The organism is Myroides albus (assembly GCF_009711045.1).
Taxonomy (GTDB): domain Bacteria; phylum Bacteroidota; class Bacteroidia; order Flavobacteriales; family Flavobacteriaceae; genus Flavobacterium; species Flavobacterium album_A.
The window spans coordinates 1-15,390 of the sequence record NZ_WMJX01000017.1 but is presented as its reverse complement, the minus strand read 5'-3'; the positions used below and the strand labels follow the sequence as shown (position 1 = coordinate 15,390).

The following is a 15,390-nucleotide window of genomic DNA, read 5'->3' as shown; positions in this document are numbered from 1 at the left end:
AGGGGAGATACTCAAGCGGCCAACGAGGACGGACTGTAAATCCGTTGGGAAACCTTCGCAGGTTCGAATCCTGCTCTCCCCACTAAAGTTCTTATAGACTGTAAAATATTTTAAAATACCGGAGGGGAGATACTCAAGCGGCCAACGAGGACGGACTGTAAATCCGTTGGGAAACCTTCGCAGGTTCGAATCCTGCTCTCCCCACTACAAAAGCTTTCTATTTACTTAGAAAGCTTTTTCTATTTTATCACAACACCATTTTCACCTCCACGACAACGTCTACCTCTCTTACCTACCACAATTAACAGGGATTAGACAAACAGATTATACCACACTCAAAATTGTTATTAGTATCATCTCACCGCTCATCAAATGCTATTTATCGAAACTGAACTCGCAAACAAAAACACAAACGACGATAATAGCTGAAAAGAAAAATGTAAACACATATTGTTTATTGATCCTCATACTGGTGAAACCGACGAAAGTATTATATCATCAATAGAAATAAGAACTAAGTCAAAATCTATGACAAAAGACATATTCGATGCTTAGAGGTAAACTAACAGCCCTTATACATGTATTGAAGAATAATCTAACTACACCTAAGTAATGATGTAATCTATTTAAATCTTTCATTTAGCGATACCTCTACTCCATACATACTCCCCCAGAATACCTTACCACTTCTATAGTTCACATCGCATACCATACCCCTAACATCACAACTCTTTCTTCTGCTACTCCCCTACCCAAATTAATAGACATTACTCAAATTTCACACATTGCTCCTCTTTCAGCAAATCAAAAAAGAATACAACAGAGCGTTTAAAGTTAAAGTAAATAACAAATACATCATGCATCACTATACCCAAAATCAATAGAGTATTGCTTGCACTTTCTCCACGTATTCTCGCAGATTGTTAGGGGTTTCCTTGGCAAAACCCCCATTCTTGGCAACAAAACCACAAGGATACCCCTAGAAAACCCTTCGTAAGTAGCTAAAAAGGACTTTAAAAATACCTACTTAATAAACTTGTAACCAACTAAGAAGCACAACTAATACCACCTTTGGTACAACTAAAAACACCAAACTGTGAATAACACTAAAAATTGAAACTCAATACTTACCACACAAACAACAATCCCTTTCTCCAATTACTCAGCAATACACTCTTTATGTCTTTACACAGATCTAAAACAGACCTGTACTCAACATTACTCCTTCCATATAAAATCAACTTACCTGTAACACTTTATTAGCTTATTTATAATTATAAATCAATTATGATAAAGTAAATTCATCGGTTAAAAAAATTTTGTTAATAGATAATCATTTCTTTAACTTTGGCAAAAAATAACTAAACTATGAAAGCAAAAAAAATTTTTAGATTAGCAACCTTTGCATTATTATTAGCTGGAGCAACATCTTACGCACAGTCGCCTTCTCCTTTACACGTTGGGATTAAGGCAGGAGCAAACTTTACTGATATGTCTACATCTTTAAAAGATTACAACAGTAAATCTGCTACTGGTTTTGCGCTTGGTGCTGTAGCGAGATTTGACATTAAAAAAACTTACCTTCAAGCAGAGCTTTTATACTCTGAGAAAAACGTAAAATTTGAGGGAGCAACTGGCAACAACACTTCTAAAATGAAGAATATTGAAGTTCCTGTTGTTTTTGGTTACAAAATCATCAACCTACCTTTATTGCACTTGCGTACCTATGCAGGGGGAGTTTACACAAATATGATTGGAGATAACTTCAATAAAAAAGAAATAGGAGATACATTCAAAAACTTTGACAAATCAAACATTGGTTACCGTTTAGGAGTTGGAGCTGATATCTTAAAATTCACTGTTGACGTTTCATACGATGGAGGTTTCAGCAACGTGAGTAAAGACTTCAAAACTAAACCAAACACTTGGTTAGTTTCAGTAGGATATTTCTTTTTATAAGATAAATTTCAACATTAACAGAAAGAGTTGTTACTTTGCAGTAGCAACTCTTTTTTGTTTGCTACTTTCAAATAGTTTTAAAAATATTATTTTTGCAATATGCAGAAGAAAATAAACATATTAAATAAGCGCGCAAAATTTGACTATGAGATTATAGACAGATTTACCGCTGGTATAGTTTTAACGGGAACAGAGATTAAATCAATTCGATTGGGGAAAGCGAGTATTGCAGAAAGTTTTTGTGAGTTTCAAGGCCTTGAATTATTTGCCATTAATACTCAAATTGAAGAATACGCCTATAGCAAACACTTCAATCACAAAGCTAAAACAGAACGCAAATTACTACTCAACAAGAAAGAGCTTAAAAGCTTAAACAAGAGTGTTCAAAACAAGGGGTTAACCATTGTACCTTTGCGTCTATTTTTAAACGACAGAGGATTAGCTAAACTTGAGATAGCGCTGTGTAGAGGTAAAAAGAACTACGATAAACGCGAGACAATTAAAGATCGAGATAATAAGATCAACTTAGACAGATTGAAAAAGTCATATTAAAGAACTGATTTTAATAAAATAAAAAACGAAGTACTCTGCAGAGTACTTCGTTTTTTTGTATCTAATTTTTATTCTCTAACATTGGGACAAATTTAAAGTCACCATACTCGTGTTTTTCAAACTGAGTTTCATTCAAACGAACTAGTTCAGTCATGATTTGTGTTTCTTCTCCCAAAGGAATGATAAGCCTACCTCCAATTTTTAACTGAGCCATTAAAGGTTGTGGTATAAACGGAGCACCAGCAGTAACAATAATAGAATCAAAAGGAGCATAATTAGGCAATCCTTTATATCCGTCACCAAAAGTCATTAATTTGGGGCGTATTCCCAATTTTGGAAGCAAATGACTTGTCTTCTTATACAATTCATTTTGCCTTTCTATGCTGTAAACTCTTGCTCCCATAGCTACTAAAACAGCGGTTTGATAACCACTTCCCGTTCCTATCTCCAACACTTTATCTTCTTTCTCCAGCCTTAACAGTTGCGATTGAAAAGCAACAGTGTATGGATGAGAGATCGTCTGTCCTGCACCAATTGGAAATGCTTTATCTTGATAAGCAAAATTTTCAAAACTTGAATCTAAAAATAAATGTCTAGGAATCACCCTTATAGCCTCTAAAACAGCAGTATCTACTATACCTTTTTGTTTTAAAGACTCTACAAGCTGATTGCGAAGACCTTGATGTTTAGGGGTATCTATCACGGCAAGTAATTTTAATTTGCGCTAATTTACACAATATTTACAATAAACTTACTCACAAAGCCTCTCTGAGGCATTTCATTTCCTATCTAATATCCTTTTTATATCGAACTATGAAAAAGAATTTAAACAACATTTTTTCAAACTAACTCAACAGCAAGACTTAAGCTTGGATAAGCAAAACTTTATCCCCTATTTTTTATGCGTTACTTAAATTAAGTTATATTTTTGTTGAAAATATTTAGATATGCTAAAAGTTGGTGTATTGGGAGCAGGACATTTAGGTAAGATTCACTTACGCCTGTTAAACCAATCTGAGAAATATAATTTAGTAGGATTCTATGATCCTTTTAAAGAGAACGCAGAGAAAGTTGCTGCTGAATTTGGATATCGTAAATTTGATAGCATTGAGGAGTTGATAGCTGCTGTGGATGTAGTAGATATCGTGACTCCTACCCTTTCCCATTTTGATTGTGCTAAACAAGCAATCGAGGCAGGAAAACACGTTTTTCTTGAAAAGCCAATCACAACTACTGTAGAAGAGGCTGAAGAAATTATCAAGTTAACAAAGAAACACAACGTATATGGCCAAGTAGGACACGTCGAAAGATTCAATCCTGCCTTTTTAGCTGTAAAATCAAAGATAGAGTCACCAATGTTCATCGAAACTCACCGCCTTGCTGAGTTTAACCCAAGAGGAACTGATGTACCTGTTGTTTTGGACTTAATGATACACGATCTCGATGCTATTTTAAGTGTGGTTAAATCCCCTGTAAAACACGTTAGTGCAAGCGGAGTAGCTGTTTTAAGTGAATCACCCGATATTGCCAATGCTCGAGTAGAGTTTGAAAACGGATGCGTGGCTAATATTACAGCAAGTAGAATCTCAATGAAAAATATGCGTAAATCTCGTTTCTTTCAACGTGATGCTTATATTTCGGTAGACTATTTAGAAAAAACTTGTGAGGTAGTCAAAATGAAAGAAGCTCCAGAAACTCCTGGCGACTTTGACCTTATCTTACAAAATGCTGAAGGAGTTAAAAAACAAATTTATTACGACAACCCTGAAGTTCATCAAAATAATGCTATTTTAGATGAATTGGAAACGTTTCACGATGCTATTGTAAACAATACAAGACCTGTTGTAACGTTAGAAGATGGTACAGCTGCTTTGAAATTAGCATATCAAATCATCGATGCATTTAAAAAATAAAATGAACTAACATTAAAAATCAACTATATATGAAAAATATCGCAGTTATAGGTGCTGGAACCATGGGAAATGGTATTGCACATACCTTTGCTCAAAAGGGGTTTACAGTATTCTTAATCGATATATCTGAACAAGCTATTGAAAGAGGTATGACTACGATTGTGAAAAACCTTGATCGCATGATTGCAAAAGGAAGTATCACTGAAGCTGAAAAGAAAGCAACTATTGAAAACATCATTACCTATACAGAGATAAAAGACGGTGTGGTAAATGCTGACTTAGTTATAGAGGCTGCAACAGAAAATGTACAGTTAAAACTAAATATCTTTAAAGAATTAAGTGAAGTATGTAATGAGAATATCATTTTAGCTTCAAACACTTCTTCAATTTCAATTACTCAAATTGCTTCTGTGGTGAAGAACCCAGAAAGAGTTATAGGGATGCACTTTATGAATCCTGTGCCAATTATGAAGTTAGTGGAGATAATTCGCGGTTATAGTACATCTGACGAAGTTACTAAAGCGATTATGGAGTTATCTAAAAAATTAGATAAAGTACCTACAGAAGTAAATGATTACCCTGGATTTGTAGCTAACCGCATACTGATGCCAATGATTAATGAGGCTATCGAAACACTATATAATGGAGTTGCTGGTGTAGAAGAAATTGACACTGTGATGAAATTGGGAATGGCTCATCCAATGGGACCGCTTCAATTAGCAGATTTCATAGGCTTAGATGTTTGTTTGTCAATTCTAAACGTCATGTATGAAGGATTTAAAAATCCAAAATACGCACCATGTCCGTTATTAGTAAATATGGTTATGGCTAAAAAACTTGGCGTAAAATCTGGAGAGGGATTCTATGACTACTCAGAGAGTAAGAAAGCTGAGAAAGTAGCTAAAATGTTTGCATAACAAGATAAATAATATAGAAAAAGACAACTGATTCACAATAAAATCAGTTGTCTTTCTTTCGATTTGATACCATAAATAATGGCAAAAATACTTCCATTCCAAGGCGTTCGTCCTACAAGAGATAAAGTTAGTTTAGTAAGTTGTCGTTCATTCGAAGACTACACAACTGTAGAATTAGCCTATCTATTAGATTACAATCCTTTTTCTTTTCTTCACGTTTTGCATCCCGCTTATGTTAATCCACAAAAGGTAACAAGTGACAAGCGTTTCAAAATGGTTGCTGCTAAATTAAAAGACTTTAAGAAAGAGAATATCCTTGTCAAAGAAGAAAAGCCGATTTTCTATTTATATCAAATTCAAACAAAATCACATGTATTTACAGGCATTATAGCCGGTACAACACTTGAAGACTACAATGACAATGTGATTCTCAAGCACGAAGACACACTTGAATACAGAGTTAAGTTATTCAAAGAGTACTTGGATTTCAGTAAATTCAATACAGAACCCGTTTTAATGATGTATCCAGATCAAGAGGACATTAATATTTGGATAGATAATTTTAAACAGTCAAGGCCGATATACGACTTTAGTACAGTAGAGAAAGAAAGGCATACGCTGTGGAAAATAGACAATGACGCTGAAATTGAATGGTTGTGTAGCAAGTTCGAGCAAGTAGATAAAATGTACATTGCCGATGGACATCACCGTTTTGCTTCTGCCAATATGCTACAACAAGAAGATCCTGAGAACCAAAGAGGACACAACAATTCTGTCATGACTTACTTAATCTCAGAAAACAATATCAAGATTTACGAGTTCAACAGAATTATTCACGATTTAAACAATCACACAAAAGAAGAATTTCTTGAATTGTTAAATCAAAAATTCCTTGTTGAAAATAAAGAACAACAGTTGTGGAAACCCACACAGAAAATGGAATTTGGCATGTATTTGGATGGAGATTTCTACGCTCTTAAATTAAAAGAGAAAAAGAAAACAAACGATATCCTCCAACAATTAGATGCTCAAATCTTATACGATGAAGTATTACACCCTATTCTCGGACTCGATGATTTGCGTAATGACGCGCGAATTGACTATATTCCAGGAAATGAATCTATTGTAACAATTAAAGAAATGGTAGATGACGGAGAATACGAAGTAGGTTTTATGCTTTACCCTACCAATGTAGAAGAAATTAAAAAAGTGGCGGATAACAACCTGATCATGCCACCAAAAAGTACATATATTGAACCTAAGTTCATGAATGGTTTATTAATTTATGAAATTTAATGTAAGAGAAAATGGTTATAGCAAATAATCTGAATGAGATTAAAAAAACGATTCCTGAGGGAGTGACATTGGTAGCTGTTTCGAAAACAAAGCCAATAGAAGATATCCAACAAGCCTATGATGCAGGCCAACGTGTATTTGGGGAAAACAAGATTCAGGAGATGAGTGATAAGTACGAATCTCTACCTAAGGACATACAATGGCACATGATAGGGCACGTACAGAGAAACAAAGTGAAGTATATGGCACCTTATGTTTCGTTGATTCACGGTGTAGATAGCTTTAGACTACTTGAAGAATTAGATAAACAAGCTAAGCGAAATAACCGAGTTATTCCTTGTTTATTGCAAATGTTTATTGCCAAAGAAGACACTAAATTTGGATTAGACGAAGCGGAGTTAATCGAAATATTAGAGAGTGAAGCCTTTTCAAAATTGCAACATATTGAAATCAAAGGGTTAATGGGAATGGCTACTTTTACAGAGGACCAGCACCTAATCAAAGAGGAGTTTACTTCACTAAAGGCTATATTTGACAAAGTAAAAAACAACTACTCACATATTCCTTCTTTACAATTGACTACTGTGTCAATGGGAATGAGTAACGATTACCTATTAGCCATAGAATGTGGTAGCACCATGGTTAGAATTGGCAGTAGTATATTCGGTCATCGAAATTATTAATTAATACGATATTACAGCTTGTACGCAATATTAGATATAGAGACAACAGGAGGACAATTTAATGAAGAAGGAATCACTGAAATAGCCATTTATAAATTCGATGGCGATAAAGTAGTAGATCAATTCATTAGTTTAGTAAATCCTCAAATTGAAATACAGCCCTTTGTAGTAAAACTTACGGGTATAAGTAATGCTATGCTCCGTTTAGCACCTAAATTCTATGAAGTAGCGAAGCGCATCATTGAAATAACAACAGATTGCGTTATTGTTGCTCATAATGCAGACTTCGACTATAGAGTAATTAGAACAGAGTTTAGAAGATTGGGCTACGACTTTAACAGAGATACACTATGTACTGTTGAGTTATCTCAAAAATTATTACCTGAAGCTAAATCACACTCTTTAGGCAAATTAGTGCGTTCATTAGGTATTCCTATTGCTGATAGACATAGAGCACATGGAGATGCAATGGCTACTTTGAAATTGTTTCAATTATTACTGTCAAAAGACCACGAAAAAACAATCCTAAAATCAATGATTAAATCAGATATTCGCACTGGTATTAATCCTAAGTTTTTAGACATTGCAGATAGTCTTCCCTCAACAGTTGGTATTTATTATATCCACAACGAAGAAGGTCAAATCATCTTTATAGGCAAAAGTCAGAATATCAAGAAGAAAGTTTTACAACACTTTACAAGCAACACTACTGTCTTTAAGAAGATTCAACAAGAAACTTATACAGTGACTTATGAAAAAACAGGCAATGAATTAATAGCAATGCTCAAAGAAGCAGAGGAGATTACTATTAACAAGCCAAAATATAATAAAGTAAGCAAGAAGAATATCTACCCTTACTCTTTGTATATAAAAACAAATTTAAACGGATACCATTATTTCGCTATAGAAAAAACGGATGGTCGAAAACGCAACGTTATGGCTTTCACCTCGCCAACTGAGGGTAGAAAGTTTGTTCAAAGTATAACACATCACTTTGAATTACCGTTCTTTTTAGAAATGATAAATGAGAAAAAGAGCAAGAAAGTGACTGAAGCTAATTTCTCAGATACAATAGAAATGAATAAAACGGATTATAATTGTAATCTTTTAGAACTACTTGTTAATTATAACATAGATCAAGACAACTTATTAATCATCAACAAAGGAAGAAAAGTAGAAGAAAAAAGTGCCGTAGTACTCGAAGAAGGAAAATTGAGAGGTTACTGTTTCTACGATCTAAATTATCAAGTAAATTCATTAGATCGATTGCAAAGTAATTTAACAACTATTACTTTTAATCGAAATAATAGAAATATTATTTTAAATTATTTAAATAAAAAAACAGGTTATAAATTAGTTCATATTTAAATCTTAGACACCGTTGAGAAAGAAACTTAAGAATAAATGGGATATCCTAAAGCAAAAGATTTACATCGTAATTTACGGTTCTAACACTTTTGCTGGAAAATTATTTGACTTAGTATTATTAGCCGTTATTCTCTTGAGCGTTTTATTGGTAATGCTTGAGTCAATAGAAAGCTTTGATATGAAGCACCATATCAGTCTTAAAGTATGTGAATGGATTATTACTGTCTTTTTTACTATAGAATACATATTGCGTATTCTATGTAATAAGAAACCATTAAAATACGTATTCAGCTTTTATGGAATAGTCGATTTGATTTCCATATTGCCAATGTACTTATCTTTCTTCGTAGCAGATGCTCAAGTGTTAACAGTTGTACGTGCATTACGTCTTTTACGCCTTTTTGGAATTTTAAATTTGGTTCCTTATATCGGTCAAGAATCCCACTTAAAACTCGCTATAAAAGCAAGTAGAACAAAAATCATTGTATTTGTTTACTTCGTATTAGTTGTATCTATTATTTTGGGAGCTTTGATGTATGTAATCGAAGGAAAAGACAATGGCTTTACAAGCATTCCGCGCAGTATTTACTGGTGTATCGTAACCTTGACCACTGTGGGTTATGGAGATATTGCTCCCCAGACCATACAGGGACAGATGATTGCCTCATTTATCATGATTATGGGGTACGGCATTATTGCAGTACCAACTGGAATTGTAACTGCCGAATTCTCTAATATTAAAAGGAATAGATTAGATGCGCGTAAGAGAAGAAACTGCCCTTCATGTACAACAACTATTTATGATGAAGATGCGAACTACTGCTATAACTGTGGTCAAAAATTAGGAGATGTATTCAAAAAATAATAGATATTTAATTGTTGTTATCGGACCTACTGCTATTGGAAAAACAGCCTTGGGAATCGAAATAGCAAAGCATTATAACAGTAACATAATTTCTTGTGATAGCAGACAGTTCTATCGAGAAATGAATATAGGTACAGCCGTGCCTTCTCAAGAAGAATTAAGTATTATACCTCATCATTTTATTCAACATATTGGTATAGATACACCCTACTCAGTAGGAGATTTTGAAAGAGACGCCTTAGCAAAACTGGAAGATCTATTTCAACACAACCCCATACAAGTCATGGTTGGTGGTTCTGGTTTATTTGTCAATGCAATTATCAATGGTTTAGATGATTTCCCTGACATAGACCCCAATATCAGAGAAGACTTAAACAAAGAACTTGAAGAAAAGGGATTGGCTTCTCTTCAAAATAAGTTAAAAGAACTTGATCCTGTACACTATGAAAAGGTTGCGATAGATAATCCACAGCGTGTTACAAGAGCACTGGAAGTTTGTATAGGTACAGGGAAACCCTATTCATCCTTCTTGAATAAAAAAGCAAACAATAGAAACTTTACTCCTATCATTATAGGATTAGAGGCTGATCGTGAATTAATGTATCAACGCATTAACAAGCGAGTGGATATTATGATCGATAACGGACTTTTAAAAGAAGCTGAGGCATTGTATCCTTTTAGGAAGAATAATGCATTACAGACCGTAGGATACAGAGAACTGTTTACTTATTTTGATGGAGATTGCAATTTAGATTTTGCAATTGAGGAAATTAAGAAAAACACACGCCGTTTTGCTAAACGCCAGATGACTTGGTTCAAAAGAACTGAAGGTGCCAAATGGTTTGATTTTACTACAGATCCAAACAACATTATTGCGGAGATTGACAAAATCATCAATCAATAAAGGCAACGACCTCTACTCTACCAAGCAAACATACAACCACTTTAAAACTATATTATATGCCAATTTCTCCAAATTTCACTTCCATTTATACTCGAAGTTTCATTGTTGATTTCTTTGATTGCTCACCGGATGGAGTTATCAAGCTATCCGCGCTTAGTCGATTAATACAATATGTCGCGTCAGAACATTCTATTGTAGGGGGAATCAGCTTTTGGGACTTACAACAAGTTAGTCAAGCCTGGGTAGTGAATAAGTTTAGAATAGAGATTGAAGGAGAATTACCCCATTGGCAAGATGAGATTACAATTACAACTTGGATAGAAAAATTAGATGGCTTTCGATCAGTAAGGAACTTTGAAGTGCACCAGAATGGCCAATTACTGGCAAATGCTTCTTCTCTTTGGGTGATTATGAATACAGAAAAGAGAAGACCTGAATTAATGAAACTTCCCCACGAACATTTTATTAAATACGCAGATAAAAAGTCAGTAAAAGAGGACTTTCAAAGAATGCCAAAAAATATCTTTAGCAAGCTATCAAGTGACAAAGTAAAATACTCAGATTTAGACATGGTTAATCACGTGACTAATATAAAGTATATAGAATGGATAATGGATACAGCATATACTCACAATATCGACTTAAAGGGAGTGAAAACGTTAGATATGTTATTTAAAAAAGAAATGACCTATGATCTCCCTTATGATATTTTATATTCAGTAGATAAAGAAGGGCATCACTTTACAGTCAATACAAATGAAGATACAGTTAATTTTTACTGCTACCTAAACTAAAAGAAAAAGCTACTCATAAAATGAGTAGCTTTTATTATTATATACCTATAATGTTGTGATTTACCATACAAACATAGGTCTTTCTTCCATCATTTCGTTTACTTGATCAGCAACTTGTTCAATTACTTCATCGTTTGTGTGATTCATCAATACTTTGTCAATTAAAGCAACGATAGTTTCCATATCTTCTTCAACTAAACCTCTTGTAGTAATAGCTGGAGTACCAATACGAATACCAGAAGTTACAAATGGTGATTTATCATCAAAAGGTACCATGTTTTTGTTCACAGTAATTTCAGCTTTTACAAGAGCCTGCTCAGCTTCTTTACCAGAGATATTCTTATTTCTAAGATCAATCAACATCATGTGGTTATCTGTACCGCCAGAGATGATATTATATCCTCTTTTTACAAAAGCTGCGGCCATTGCCTTAGCATTCTTTTGCACTTGCAACGTATATTTAAAGAACTCATCAGATAAAGCCTCCCCAAATGCTACAGCTTTAGCAGCAATAATATGCATTAAAGGTCCTCCTTGATTACCTGGGAATACAGCACTGTCTAAAAGCGAAGACATCATGCGCACCTCTCCTTTTGGCGTTTTTAAACCAAATGGGTTTGGAAAATCTTTCCCCATCATGATAATACCACCTCTTGGTCCTCTTAATGTCTTGTGTGTTGTAGTAGTGATAATATGACAATGAGGTACAGGATCATTCATCAATCCCTTAGCTATTAAACCTGCAGGGTGTGAAATATCTGCCATTAAAATAGCTCCAACACTATCAGCAATCTCTCTGAATCGTTTAAAATCCATATCGCGAGAATATGCAGAAGCACCAGCAATTATAAGTTTTGGTTGCTCTTTAGTAGCTACTTCTTGTATCTTATCGTAATTTAATAAACCTGTTTCTTGATCTACACCATAAAACACAGGGTTGTACAGCTTACCTGAAAAGTTCACTGGTGAACCGTGAGTTAAATGTCCTCCATGAGATAAATCAAACCCAAGTATCTTATCTCCAGGCTTCAAACAAGCAAAAAACACAGCTGTATTAGCTTGAGATCCTGAGTGAGGTTGCACGTTTACATACTCAGCACCAAATAATGCCTTTGCACGATCAATAGCAATTTGCTCTACTACGTCAACAACTTCACATCCTCCGTAATATCTCTTATTAGGATACCCTTCTGCGTATTTATTTGTTAAGCAAGAACCTGCAGCTTCCATTGTCTCATCACTTACAAAGTTTTCAGAAGCAATTAATTCAATTCCATGAATTTGTCTATCTTGTTCTTCAAGAATTAAGTCGAAAATTTCAGTATCTTTTCTCATTTATGTTGTGTGTTTCATTTTTATTGCTTCCAAATGTACAAAAAACGTTTGTTATTTTCAGTCTTAATTATATATTTGAGTATTACTATTAACTCACTAAAAAATAATTTATGACAATTAACGCAAACGATCCGAATAGGAAGTCTTGGTTAAACGTTGAAAAGAATTCTGATTTTCCAATTCAGAATATTCCTTTTGGTGTTTTTATCACGCAAGATGACATCATTACAATAGGTACCCGAATTGGTAATTATGCAATTGATTTAAGTGCATTGCAAATGTTAGGTTACTTTAAAGGCATTGACTTGACCGATGATGTATTTCTACAAGATTCTTTAAATGATTTTATTTCTGCAGGTAAAAAAACCTGGAGAGCAGTTAGAAACAGAGTTGCTGAAATATTTGACTTAAATAACTTAGATCTTCAAAATAACGAAAAACACAGAGATGCTGTAATATTTGCAATTGATTCTGTGGAAATGCAGTTACCTGTACTCATTGGGGACTATACTGATTTCTACTCGAGTAAAGAACATGCAACCAATGTAGGGAAGATGTTCAGAGACCCTGAGAATGCATTGTTACCAAACTGGTTACACATCCCTGTTGGCTACCATGGTAGAAGCTCTACTGTTATTCCTTCAGGAGTTCCTATTAAAAGACCTGTAGGACAAACTTTGCCCAAAGGAGAAACCTCTCCAGTATTCGGGCCTTCAAAACGCCTTGATTTCGAATTAGAAACAGGTTTTATTACAACCGATGCTAACCTTTTAGGAGAGCACATTCCAGTAGATGAGGCTGAAGATCATATCTTTGGTATGGTTTTGTTAAATGATTGGAGTGCAAGAGATATACAAACATGGGAATACGTTCCGTTAGGTCCCTTCCTTGCTAAGAACTTTGCCACTTCGATTTCCCCTTGGGTTATCACACTCGACGCTTTAGAGCCGTTTAGAGTTGCAAGTCCAGCTCAATCACCTACCCCTCTACCTTACTTACAGCAATCTGGTAATCGAACCTTTGATATTAAATTAGAAGTATACATTACTCCAAAAGAAAAAGAGAGTAAGTTAATCTGTGAGTCTAACTTTAAGTATTTGTATTGGACTATGAGTCAACAGTTAGCGCATCACACCATTAATGGGTGCAAAGTAAACTCAGGTGACTTAATGGGTTCCGGAACCATCTCTGGAACTGAACCAAATAGCTATGGATCTCTTTTAGAGTTAACTTGGGGCGGAACCAAACCAATTGCTTTACCTGATGGTTCTACCAGAACTTTTATTGAAGATTACGATACTATCACAATGAAAGGTTATTGCCAAAATAGTGATATCCGCATTGGCTTTGGGGAGGTTAGTAATATGCTATTACCAGCATCAGTACGTTTTTAAAACAGAAAAGTCTTACAAAGTAAATATACCAAGCGCGAAATGAACTGTCATTTCGCGCTTTTTTGTTTCAATATAAAGGCGAACGTTATATTTTAACTACTTTTGTCGCTTATTACTATAATTTATGTACACAGAACAAATTCATCGTATCAAAGAGAAAGTAAACCAATTAAAGAGTTTAGATCAAGACTTGGAAATTTTCGGTGCAGATACACACGAATATATATTAAACCCTACTGTTTCTATTGAAGATGTAACTCAATTTGAAAAGGAGAATAAGGTTACGCTACCAAAAGATTATTTAGCATTTATCACTGAAGTAGGCAATGGAGGTATGGGACCTTTTTATGGCTTGCAAACATTAACTGAAGCAAGCGTAAACGAAGAAGAGCTAATGATAACAGGCAAGAGTACTACTTCACTTTTACAAAAGCCTTTTCCTCATAGTTCCCTATGGAATCCATTAGCTGAATTAGAAAGTCTTGATGCTAAAATAGAAAATGCCAGTGGAGATGATGAACTTGAAGAACAGTTATATGAAAAAAGATTGGCCCTGATCAGTGGAGAAGAACATGACTATGGAAGGCTTAACCTTTGTGATTTTGGATGTGGTATTACCATTTTCCTTGTCGTAGCTGGAAATCAAAAAGGTTTTATGTGGACAGACGACCGAATAAATGACGGAGGATTATATCCGAGTATTGAATTAGAAAATATTAATAGTCTAACTTTTTTAGATTGGTATGAATTATGGCTTGACAATTCTATTTCAGAGTTTATCTAATCACAAGAACTAAGACAGCCTTATAAAAAAATCTCCTATCGAGTTACTGAACTCAATAGGAGATTTTTCTTTATTACATCGATAGTTAGAGGTCTGTTACCTATAGCTCTTTCTCGTAAATCTCTTTGTTAGATGCACATAAACGGCATCCTTTTTTTAACCCTTTTTCATTCCATTCGATTCCTGTCTTCTCCTGGTCAATCAATGTGTAATAAGAGTATAATAATCCATATCCTTCGTTATTGCCCATTTCGATAATCTTGGAACCTAACTTCTCAAGTTCTGCATCTGCTTGAGGGTGTTTTACCTCTTTTGCATTCTTATCCCCTAATACAGAAACAACATCAATTGCTTTTTCACCTAAGCCATAAATAAAAACTTGAATACAAGCAGTATCCAATCCAGCATCACACAACTTTTGATTCCCCTGCTTAATTTTACTCATTGAATCCATAAACATCCCCTTTCCTTTGCGTTCAAGTAATCTATCCCCCTCTACATAATTCAAATAGTAAAACTTCTCTAACAATTCAAGGCGCTTTTCCATTCCTGGAGCTTTCGGAGCATATTTAAATTCATTATCTAAAGAAATAAACCACTATGGACTGAAAGTCCATAGTTTGTTA

General features: G+C 34.5%; 15 protein-coding genes and 2 tRNA genes. 14 read left to right on the top strand and 3 right to left on the bottom strand.

All coding sequences use genetic code 11. The features are described 5' to 3' along the window. The first annotated feature begins 1 nt into the window (after position 1). The 4 genes from GJV76_RS09195 (at position 2) to smpB (ending at position 2,511) form a co-directional block, all read left to right on the top strand. Positions 2 to 82, top strand: a tRNA-Tyr gene (locus GJV76_RS09195). Between the two features lie 41 nt (positions 83 to 123). Then, positions 124 to 204: transfer RNA gene (locus GJV76_RS09190), tRNA-Tyr, on the top strand. A gap of 1,164 nt (positions 205 to 1,368) precedes the next feature. Further along, a complete protein-coding gene (locus GJV76_RS09185; protein WP_155092327.1) occupies positions 1,369 to 1,959 on the top strand; it encodes a porin family protein in 591 nt (196 codons plus the stop codon). A gap of 99 nt (positions 1,960 to 2,058) precedes the next feature. Continuing rightward, entirely contained in the window at positions 2,059 to 2,511 is a 453-nt protein-coding gene (gene smpB, locus GJV76_RS09180) for an SsrA-binding protein SmpB (protein WP_155092326.1), read from the top strand. A 61-nt stretch (positions 2,512 to 2,572) separates the two neighbouring features. Here the strand turns inward: smpB and GJV76_RS09175 are convergent, their stop codons facing one another. Further along, the gene (locus GJV76_RS09175; RefSeq protein WP_160339162.1) at positions 2,573 to 3,214 is read right to left on the bottom strand and encodes a protein-L-isoaspartate(D-aspartate) O-methyltransferase; all 642 of its coding nucleotides are present in this window, start codon (positions 3,212 to 3,214) and stop codon (positions 2,573 to 2,575) included. Between the two features lie 244 nt (positions 3,215 to 3,458). Between GJV76_RS09175 and GJV76_RS09170 the strand changes: the two genes are divergently transcribed. The 8 genes from GJV76_RS09170 to GJV76_RS09135 all read left to right on the top strand — a co-directional run bounded on the left by GJV76_RS09170 (position 3,459) and on the right by GJV76_RS09135 (position 11,251). Then, positions 3,459 to 4,424 carry a Gfo/Idh/MocA family protein gene (locus GJV76_RS09170; RefSeq protein WP_155092325.1) on the top strand — a complete coding sequence of 322 codons (966 nt, stop codon included), beginning with the start codon at positions 3,459 to 3,461 and terminating at the stop codon, positions 4,422 to 4,424. 29 nt (positions 4,425 to 4,453) lie between these two features. After that, positions 4,454 to 5,341 (top strand): 3-hydroxyacyl-CoA dehydrogenase family protein, encoded by an 888-nt coding sequence (locus GJV76_RS09165; protein WP_155092324.1) that lies wholly within the window; start codon positions 4,454 to 4,456, stop codon positions 5,339 to 5,341. A gap of 78 nt (positions 5,342 to 5,419) precedes the next feature. Further along, complete coding sequence (locus GJV76_RS09160) at positions 5,420 to 6,637, top strand: DUF1015 domain-containing protein (RefSeq protein ID WP_155092323.1); 1,218 nt, start codon at positions 5,420 to 5,422, stop codon at positions 6,635 to 6,637. A gap of 11 nt (positions 6,638 to 6,648) precedes the next feature. Then, complete coding sequence (locus GJV76_RS09155; protein WP_155092322.1) at positions 6,649 to 7,320, top strand: YggS family pyridoxal phosphate-dependent enzyme; 672 nt, start codon at positions 6,649 to 6,651, stop codon at positions 7,318 to 7,320. Between the two features lie 18 nt (positions 7,321 to 7,338). Further along, positions 7,339 to 8,688, top strand: coding sequence for an exonuclease domain-containing protein (locus GJV76_RS09150; protein ID WP_155092321.1), 1,350 nt, complete (start codon positions 7,339 to 7,341; stop codon positions 8,686 to 8,688). Positions 8,689 to 8,701: 13 nt separating this feature from the next. Then, complete coding sequence (locus GJV76_RS09145) at positions 8,702 to 9,553, top strand: ion transporter (RefSeq protein ID WP_155092320.1); 852 nt, start codon at positions 8,702 to 8,704, stop codon at positions 9,551 to 9,553. Then, positions 9,537 to 10,457, top strand: coding sequence for a tRNA (adenosine(37)-N6)-dimethylallyltransferase MiaA (gene miaA / locus GJV76_RS09140; protein WP_155092319.1), 921 nt, complete (start codon positions 9,537 to 9,539; stop codon positions 10,455 to 10,457). Before GJV76_RS09145 ends, miaA begins: the two co-directional genes overlap by 17 nt. 56 nt (positions 10,458 to 10,513) lie before the next feature. After that, positions 10,514 to 11,251 (top strand): acyl-[acyl-carrier-protein] thioesterase, encoded by a 738-nt coding sequence (locus GJV76_RS09135; protein WP_155092318.1) that lies wholly within the window; start codon positions 10,514 to 10,516, stop codon positions 11,249 to 11,251. A 60-nt stretch (positions 11,252 to 11,311) separates the two neighbouring features. Here GJV76_RS09135 and glyA read toward each other — a convergent pair whose 3' ends face one another. Continuing rightward, positions 11,312 to 12,586 carry a serine hydroxymethyltransferase gene (gene glyA, locus GJV76_RS09130; RefSeq protein ID WP_155092317.1) on the bottom strand — a complete coding sequence of 425 codons (1,275 nt, stop codon included), beginning with the start codon at positions 12,584 to 12,586 and terminating at the stop codon, positions 11,312 to 11,314. A 110-nt stretch (positions 12,587 to 12,696) separates the two neighbouring features. Here glyA and fahA point away from each other — a divergent pair, with 110 nt between their 5' ends. Further along, complete coding sequence (gene fahA, locus GJV76_RS09125) at positions 12,697 to 13,980, top strand: fumarylacetoacetase (RefSeq protein WP_155092316.1); 1,284 nt, start codon at positions 12,697 to 12,699, stop codon at positions 13,978 to 13,980. Positions 13,981 to 14,104: 124 nt separating this feature from the next. Next, positions 14,105 to 14,764 (top strand): SMI1/KNR4 family protein, encoded by a 660-nt coding sequence (locus GJV76_RS09120; protein WP_155092315.1) that lies wholly within the window; start codon positions 14,105 to 14,107, stop codon positions 14,762 to 14,764. A gap of 100 nt (positions 14,765 to 14,864) precedes the next feature. On the opposite strand, the gene GJV76_RS09115 is transcribed toward GJV76_RS09120, so the two are convergent. Then, positions 14,865 to 15,311 carry a hypothetical protein gene (locus tag GJV76_RS09115; RefSeq protein WP_155092314.1) on the bottom strand — a complete coding sequence of 149 codons (447 nt, stop codon included), beginning with the start codon at positions 15,309 to 15,311 and terminating at the stop codon, positions 14,865 to 14,867. Positions 15,312 to 15,390 lie beyond the last annotated feature (79 nt).

Coding starts and splice junctions, on each gene's coding strand:
- smpB (WP_155092326.1), top strand. CDS start 2,059: ATGCAGAAGAAAATAAACATATTAAATAAGCGCGCAAAATTTGACTAT.
- GJV76_RS09120 (WP_155092315.1), top strand. CDS start 14,105: ATGTACACAGAACAAATTCATCGTATCAAAGAGAAAGTAAACCAATTA.
- GJV76_RS09185 (WP_155092327.1), top strand. CDS start 1,369: ATGAAAGCAAAAAAAATTTTTAGATTAGCAACCTTTGCATTATTATTA.
- GJV76_RS09155 (WP_155092322.1), top strand. CDS start 6,649: ATGGTTATAGCAAATAATCTGAATGAGATTAAAAAAACGATTCCTGAG.
- GJV76_RS09165 (WP_155092324.1), top strand. CDS start 4,454: ATGAAAAATATCGCAGTTATAGGTGCTGGAACCATGGGAAATGGTATT.
- GJV76_RS09115 (WP_155092314.1), bottom strand. CDS start 15,311: ATGGAAAAGCGCCTTGAATTGTTAGAGAAGTTTTACTATTTGAATTAT.
- GJV76_RS09160 (WP_155092323.1), top strand. CDS start 5,420: ATGGCAAAAATACTTCCATTCCAAGGCGTTCGTCCTACAAGAGATAAA.
- fahA (WP_155092316.1), top strand. CDS start 12,697: ATGACAATTAACGCAAACGATCCGAATAGGAAGTCTTGGTTAAACGTT.
- GJV76_RS09135 (WP_155092318.1), top strand. CDS start 10,514: ATGCCAATTTCTCCAAATTTCACTTCCATTTATACTCGAAGTTTCATT.
- glyA (WP_155092317.1), bottom strand. CDS start 12,586: ATGAGAAAAGATACTGAAATTTTCGACTTAATTCTTGAAGAACAAGAT.
- GJV76_RS09170 (WP_155092325.1), top strand. CDS start 3,459: ATGCTAAAAGTTGGTGTATTGGGAGCAGGACATTTAGGTAAGATTCAC.
- miaA (WP_155092319.1), top strand. CDS start 9,537: ATGTATTCAAAAAATAATAGATATTTAATTGTTGTTATCGGACCTACT.